Here is a 7,216-nt window from a genome sequence, read left to right on the forward strand (position 1 = left end):
CCCTCTTGGTTGCGCATTAACTGGGTTGCGAAAATGCCCGCCAAAATCATGAAAGCGACGAGCGGAATAAATAAGATTTTCTTATTCATGTTATGCCTCCTGCTCTTTTGACTTCGCGTTTTTCTTCGGCGATTTACGGAAGCGGTAGCGTTTATCAGAAATCGCTAGTGCGCCGCCTAATGCCATAATCAAAGAGCCAGCCCAAATCCAACGAACGAACGGTTTATAGTAAATACGAACAGCCCAAGATCGGTTGTCGTCTAAACGTTCACCCATTGCAATGTATAGGTCGCGGCTAATACCACGGTCAATGGCTGCTTCGGTCATCATAGACTTAGCCGTACGGTAGAAGCGCTTCTCAGCGTGAAGCGTATTCACGTATTTGCCATCATGTGTGATCTCAAAATCCGCGATGTAGCCATCGTAGTTTGGACCATCTTTATCACGCAGGCCTGAGAAGTAGAAATCATAACCTTGAATTTGGAAGTGTTCGCCAGGTGCTAAACGTACATCACGCTCGATGCTGTAGTTCTGTACCATCGCAATACCGATAACAGATACCGCCAGACCAACATGACCCAACATCATCGCCCAATGGCTACGCTGCAGCTTGCGAACGCCTTCACTAAAGCCATGACGGTGCGTTGCACGCTCATATAGTTCAAAGCCATGCATTGCAATAATCCAAATCGCCATTACCCAGCCAATGTAAGCCATGGTTGAGAAGAAGTCGGCAAACAGGTATACGCATACCGCGGCCAAAGCAAAAGCAAGCACACCTGAAACGAGCATTGGTTTCACAAGTTTAGATAAATTGTCTCGCTTCCAACGGATAAGTGGACCAATACCAAGTAGGAAAGCAAATGGCATCATCAACCACGCAAACAGCATGTCGAAGAATGGCGCACCGATAGAAACCGACCCCAAACCAAGCTGCTTATGTACGAGCGGCAACAGTGTCCCCACTAACACCACAACAAGTGCAGCGATAAGTAATACGTTGTTGGCTAAGAGCGCGTTTTCACGAGAGACTAAGTCGAAGTTACCTCGTACACGCACTGCCGCCCCTTTCACGGCAAACAGCAATAAAGAGCCGCCGATAACGAAAACGAGGAAGCCTAGAATAAACATACCGCGCGACGGGTCAGACGCGAACGCGTGCACCGATACTAAAATACCGGAACGGACTAAGAATGTGCCCAACAAACTCAACGAAAATGCAGAGATTGCCAATAGTACCGTCCACGCTTTAAATGTGCCGCGTTTTTCTGTCACGGCAAGAGAGTGCATTAATGCGGTACCCGCTAACCAAGGCATGAATGATGCGTTTTCTACTGGATCCCAGAACCACCAGCCACCCCAGCCAAGTTCGTAGTAAGCCCACCAAGAGCCTAGTGCGATACCGAGTGTTAAAAATACCCATGCAGCGGTTGTCCAAGGACGAGACCAACGAGCCCAAGCCGTATCAAGGCGTCCGGTCATTAGGGATGCGATCGCAAAGGAGAAGGCAACCGAGAAACCAACGTAGCCCATGTAAAGCATTGGAGGGTGAACAATCAAACCTGGGTCTTGAAGCAGAGGGTTCAAATCACGTCCGTCAACCGGGAAGAACGGTAACGTACGTAGGAATGGGTTTGACGTTAGGATGATAAACAGTAGGAAACCCACTGAGATCATGCCCATTACGGCAAGTACACGTGCAACCGACTCTTGCGGCATACCACGACTGAATGTCGCTACAGCGACAGTCCAAGCAGCTTGGATTAAAACCCATAGCAACAGTGAACCTTCGTGTGCCCCCCATACTGCGGTTAAACGGTAGTACCAAGGAAGCTGACTATTCGAGTTGCTCGCTACATACTGTAACGTGAAGTCGTTGGTATAAAATCCCCAACATAAAATGGCGAAAGAGAACAACAGCATCAGGAACATAGACCAAGATAGCGGTCGCGCTGTGTTCATGAGCATGGTGTTATTATTCGATGCTCCCCACAATGGCAATACGCTCAGCAGTACTGCCATTGCAAGCGAAAGAATGAGAGCAAAGTGACCGATTTCAGCAATCATTGGCCGCTTCCTTGTTTCTGTTCGGTGCTGTATTGAAGCGGTTCATGCGTTTTCTTCATCGCTTCTGCAATTTCTGGTGGCATGTATTCTTCATCGTGCTTCGCTAGGACCTCAAATGCCTCAACCGTCGTGGCATCTTTCAGCACACCTTGAGCTACAATACCCTGCCCTTCACGGAACAAGTCAGGAAGAATACCGTCATAAGTAATCGTCACTTTAGGACCGACATCGTGCAGGTCAAAACTCACTTTCAAAGAATTAGGATCTCGACGAACCGAGCCCACAACCACCATACCACCAATACGCAGACGCTGGCCTACTTCTGGCTTGGTGCCATCTGGCTTACCATTAACCAATTCCGTAGGAGTGTAGAAAAGGTCCATATTTTGGTTAAGCGCATAAAGTATCAAACCAATGGTGGCACTAATACCGATAAAGATCGCTAGTACGATACCTAGCCTCTTTTTACGTCTCGGATTCATAAGGTGTTCTCCATGTTCTTCGCTGCGTCGATACGAGCTTGACGGTCAATTTTTGCTTTCACTTCTTTCAATAATGCATCACCGCGGCGAAGGCTAGTGATCAGAAGAATCAGCATGGATAAGAAAGTAATACCAAACGCACTCCATACGTATGATGCGTAGCCACCCATGGCAAAAAAGTCGCTCAGAGATTCAAAATGCATAATCAATTACCTCACTGAGTTTGTTCTGTTGCGAGTTTGCGCACCCAAGGGCGGTGACTTTCTTTACTGATGATTTCGTTACGGAAACGGACCATCGTCACGGCACCAAAGAAGAACGCAAAGCCAAAGATGTTTAGCAATAACGGCCAAAGCATGTCGGATGAAATAGAAGGTTGTTCAAATTTCGTGATCGTCGCGCCTTGGTGAAGCGTGTTCCACCATTCTACGGAAAAGTGAATGATAGGTAGGTTTACTACGCCTACGATCGCTAAAATACCCGCCGCTTTTGCGGCTGTTTTTTGATCGTCAAACGCGTGATAAAGCGCAATAACACCAAGATAGAGAAATAGAAGAATCAATTCTGAAGTAAGACGGGCATCCCATACCCACCAAGTGCCCCACATTGGCTTACCCCAAACGGCACCAGTAAGTAGAGCAATAAAGGTAAATACCGCACCAATCGGCGCCATCGCAAGTGCCGCCATATCAGATAGACGTACTTGCCATACTAAGCCAATAAATGCCGCAATCGCCATCGACATATAAACGCCCATAGACCAAATAGCTGATGGGACGTGAATGTAGATAATTCGGAAACTGTCACCTTGTTGGTAATCTGAAGGCGCAAATGCAAGCCCCCAAACCGTACCAACCGATAAGCATACGAGGGCCAATACAGAAAACCAAGGCAGAAACTTACCACTCAAACGGTAAGCTGTTTCTGGCTTGGCATAAGGATGTAGCCATTTCCACATGTTTTGTTCTCACTCTTACTTCAGGGACACTGTCTAAAGGGTTGAGACCGTAGCAGTGCTTTAATAATAATTCTTTGATCAAGCGCCGCTTCATTGGCACTTTATTGAGTTAGTTAACACTAACTCTCAATGCGGCACTAATGGCAAAAGGCGTTAATGTCATTGCTCCCATTAGCATCGCACCTAAAATTGCTAGTTGACCGTTATACGCCATACCAAGCGCGGCGGCATCAATTGCTGATGTTGCGAAAATCAAAATTGGGATGTAGAGCGGAAGAATGAGCAAACTCAAAAGAACGCCACCCTTTTGCAACCCAACCGTCAAAGCCACACCAATAGCTCCAATAAAACTTAGTGTCGGTGTACCGATCATCAAGGTTAGTACAACAGATAGCCAAGTATTGAAATCGAGCGAAAGTAAAACCGCCAATAATGGGCTAATTAGGATCAGAGGTAACCCTGTTAACAACCAATGTGCTATGACCTTTGAAACCACTACAAGTTGCAATGGAATCGGCATTAGCATCATTTGTTCCAATGCACCGTCTTGAAAATCATCACGAAATAGACGCTCTAATGATAATAAGGCGGATAGCAATGCGGCAACCCAAACAATGCCCGCTGCAATACGTGCTAACAAATTTGGTTCAGGGCCGATACTAAGAGGAAACAGAGTAATAACAATAATAAAGAACCAAAGCGGGTTCAGAATGTCTGCCTGACGGCGAAATGCTATCAATAGCTCGCGGCGAATGATGTTGGTCATAGATGGAATCATATCAATCACCCAACTTTATTTTTCTAAGTTTCGGGCTGTCCGAAAACATATCTTGATGCGTCGTCAACACGACAATACCGCCATTATCAGCGTGACTTGCGAACAAAGATTCAAGCACTTTGACGCCTTGCTTATCGATGGCGGTCAACGGTTCATCTAAAATCCATAAAATTTGCTTACTGAGCCATAACCTTGCTAGTGCCACTCGTCGTTGCTGACCTGCGGAAAGCTGTGCTACAGGCACATCTTCTCGCCCGGCCAAACCAACTTGAGTTAAAGCAGTGAAGATTTCTTCGTCAGAAGAGCGGTTATTTTGAATAGATTGGTAAAAACGTAAGTTTTCTAGTGCGGTAAGCTCTCGTTTCACTCCAGTTTGATGCCCTAAGAACAGCAGATCTTGATGGAAAACATCACGAGATTTTTCAACCTCTTCTCCTTTCCACTTAATGATGCCTTCTTCTCTATCACCTAAACCTGTCACAATACGTAGTAACGTAGTTTTGCCAGTACCATTGCGCCCTTCTATCTGGACCAATTCACCAGGCTTAATTTCAAACTGCAGGTTTTCAAACAGGACCCTCTCATCACGGATCGCTGTCAGGTTAGATACTTCTAACATAGAGCTTCAACTAAAAAATGAACGAAGCGCTATATTAGCACAGCTTAGTTATGACAAAACAGGATAAGAGGGCTGGGATGTATGTAAGTTCATGTATTTTTGTTAATTAATCGTCACACTTTAATAAAATTAACTATACGTAGTTATAAGCTCTCATTTTAACTTGGGGAGCGAGTGCTAAGAATGAAAAGAGCTTAAGGTAATCTAGGGCTGTATTGCAAAAAGATAATTAGTAACCGAACACAAAAAAAGAGGCTTATCGCCTCTTTTTATCGCTTTAAAACCTTTAGCGTCGACGACGTCCACGCGCCGGGTATTCTGCATCATCTGATGGCTGACCGCTTAGTGGTGGAATTTTCTCTTTTCCCGCCAGTTTTTTCTGTAGTGAAAGCATCAATTCCGCTTCAGCTTTTGGCAGTTCACACTCTTCAATGAGCTCATTGATATCTGCACCAAGCTGTACCATTTTAGAAGCTCGACTGTACAAGCGACCATCAGTATCAGCGTGCTCGAGTTCACGAATTCTCTCGTTTAGGTGCTGAATAATGTCTTGTTGTTCCGTTACTTTTTGTCCAAGACCAACGACAACCGAACGCACTTCGAGTAACTGCTTACTCAACTTTTGTACTTCTTTATCTACATGTCGAGACTGTGCTCGTTGCTGGTCTACTTGCTTTTGCAACCCCGAGCGAATGCGCAGTTGCAAAACAACCAACACCAACACGATAAAAGCGACGCCACCCGCAAGGAATGGAACAGATAAAAGAGTCTCTTCAGCCATCATTATTCAGCCCATTATAGGTGAGCCATCTCGTCCCATTCGTCATCCGTTAGGAGCTTGTTCAAATCCACAAGGATAAGAAGCTTGCCGTCACGGTTGCTCACACCTTGGATGAACTTCGCGCTTTCATCAGTACCAACAGAAGGCGTCGTGTCAATTTCAGAAGAACGTAGGTAAACCACTTCTGCCACACTATCTACCAAGATACCAATCACTTGACGCTCTGACTCGATCACAATAATACGAGTATTATCTGTAACTTCGCCTTCCATCAGGCCGAAACGCGAACGCGTGTCGATAACAGTAACCACGTTACCACGCAGGTTGATGATACCCAGAACATAATCTGGCGCACCTGGAACGGGTGCAATTTCAGTATAACGAAGTACTTCACGAACTTGCATTACGTTGATGCCGTACGTTTCTTCTTCTAGCTGGAACGTCACCCACTGAAGAACTTCGTCATTCGATGCATCTTTCTTCACTTCTACTTCAAAAGCTTGAGACATAGTTAATCCTCGTTAATGTCGTTCCCGACTTAAATCTAATTCAGTGATTTGACATCTAAACCGGCGTTTAGCATGTCAATGAGCGCCTGGACATGAATTAAGGCGCACATTTTTTCTTTTACCATGCCCGCTAGCCAAGGGCGCTTACCCGCCTGTTCACGCCAGCGAACCTTGTCGATATTGAGCGTTTCCGTCCCCATTAGTTGGTTACTGGCCAGCCCCCACATGCTCTCTCCAAGCATGACAACGTATTGGTAATTATCTTTGTAACTGTCATCGCGAAGCTTATCTGCCATCACCCATTTCGCGGTATCGACGACATCAAACTGTTGCTCACGATTTGTTTGTAGCCCCAAATACCAGGCGGGCTTTCCTATTAAATGGTTAAGCTCGCTGATGCGATGAATACCACCTAACTCATCAAGCGGTACGGCAAACGTGACATCATTCACATCAAAGTAAAGCACTTGAAAATCTTCACTTCGCTTCGTGCTTTCCCAGTCAGTTGGTATTTCGGAACCTGTTTGTGTCTCGAGCTCGGTATCAACGTTCGATTCTATATTGACATCATGCTCAATCACCGATTGAGGTTCAACCAGTTCTGGCTGAGTTTCCTCAAAAACTGGCGCATCAATCACCCAGTCTTGTATCTCTTCAACTGTTTGTAACTCGGGCGCCTCACTAACGGTTTGTACGTCTGGCTCGGCCGCTTTTATTTCTGCTGCAATATCAATCGTATTTTGTTCAAGAATACTATCAATATCTAACTCGGCTACAGGGTTGCTTGCTTCAAGCTGACTTAATAACCTTTGCACATCTTCCAGGTTTGGGGCTTCCAATTCTGGCGGGTACGCTTCTTGAAACTGGTAAGTTTCCGGCTCCGAGTATTGAAACTGCAATTCTGGCTCTGGCTCTGGCTCTGGCTCTGGCTCTGGCTCTGGCTCTGGCTCTGGCTCTGGCTCTGGCTCTGGCTCTGGCTCTGGCTCTGGCTCTGGCTCTGGCTCTGGCTCTGGCTCTGGCTC

The 7,216-nt window shown here is 46.0% G+C and carries 9 protein-coding genes and 1 pseudogene; all 10 read right to left on the reverse strand.

The window, feature by feature from the left end; translation table 11 throughout:
* Nucleotides 1–89: pseudogene (locus tag CAG69_RS20125) on the reverse strand (DsbE family thiol:disulfide interchange protein); the annotation flags it as partial.
* 1 nt (nt 90) lies between these two features.
* Entirely contained in the window at nt 91–2,067 is a 1,977-nt protein-coding gene (locus CAG69_RS20130; RefSeq protein ID WP_161445879.1) for a heme lyase CcmF/NrfE family subunit, read from the reverse strand.
* Nucleotides 2,064–2,549, reverse strand: coding sequence for a cytochrome c maturation protein CcmE (gene ccmE / locus CAG69_RS20135; protein WP_005380516.1), 486 nt, complete (start codon nt 2,547–2,549; stop codon nt 2,064–2,066). Before ccmE ends, CAG69_RS20130 begins: the two co-directional genes overlap by 4 nt.
* Nucleotides 2,546–2,752 carry a heme exporter protein CcmD gene (ccmD, locus tag CAG69_RS20140; RefSeq protein ID WP_005380515.1) on the reverse strand — a complete coding sequence of 69 codons (207 nt, stop codon included), beginning with the start codon at nt 2,750–2,752 and terminating at the stop codon, nt 2,546–2,548. Before ccmD ends, ccmE begins: the two co-directional genes overlap by 4 nt.
* Nucleotides 2,753–2,763: 11 nt before the next feature.
* Entirely contained in the window at nt 2,764–3,507 is a 744-nt protein-coding gene (locus tag CAG69_RS20145; RefSeq protein ID WP_005394301.1) for a heme ABC transporter permease, read from the reverse strand.
* 109 nt (nt 3,508–3,616) lie between these two features.
* Nucleotides 3,617–4,285, reverse strand: a complete 669-nt coding sequence (ccmB, locus tag CAG69_RS20150) for a heme exporter protein CcmB (protein WP_161445881.1) — start codon at nt 4,283–4,285, stop codon at nt 3,617–3,619.
* Between the two features lies 1 nt (nt 4,286).
* Nucleotides 4,287–4,904 (reverse strand): cytochrome c biogenesis heme-transporting ATPase CcmA, encoded by a 618-nt coding sequence (ccmA, locus tag CAG69_RS20155; protein ID WP_012841536.1) that lies wholly within the window; start codon nt 4,902–4,904, stop codon nt 4,287–4,289.
* A 286-nt stretch (nt 4,905–5,190) separates the two neighbouring features.
* A complete protein-coding gene (locus CAG69_RS20160; RefSeq protein WP_041853027.1) occupies nt 5,191–5,685 on the reverse strand; it encodes a DUF2802 domain-containing protein in 495 nt (164 codons plus the stop codon).
* Between the two features lie 14 nt (nt 5,686–5,699).
* Complete coding sequence (locus tag CAG69_RS20165; protein ID WP_005380507.1) at nt 5,700–6,194, reverse strand: chemotaxis protein CheW; 495 nt, start codon at nt 6,192–6,194, stop codon at nt 5,700–5,702.
* Nucleotides 6,195–6,229: 35 nt separating this feature from the next.
* A partial coding sequence (locus CAG69_RS20170) for a chemotaxis protein CheW (RefSeq protein WP_161445883.1) occupies nt 6,230–7,216 on the reverse strand: 987 nt, incomplete at its 5' end.

Origin of the sequence: Vibrio sp. V43_P6S15P86, from assembly GCF_009904725.1 — a bacterium.
Taxonomy (GTDB): Bacteria; Pseudomonadota; Gammaproteobacteria; order Enterobacterales; family Vibrionaceae; genus Vibrio; species Vibrio diabolicus.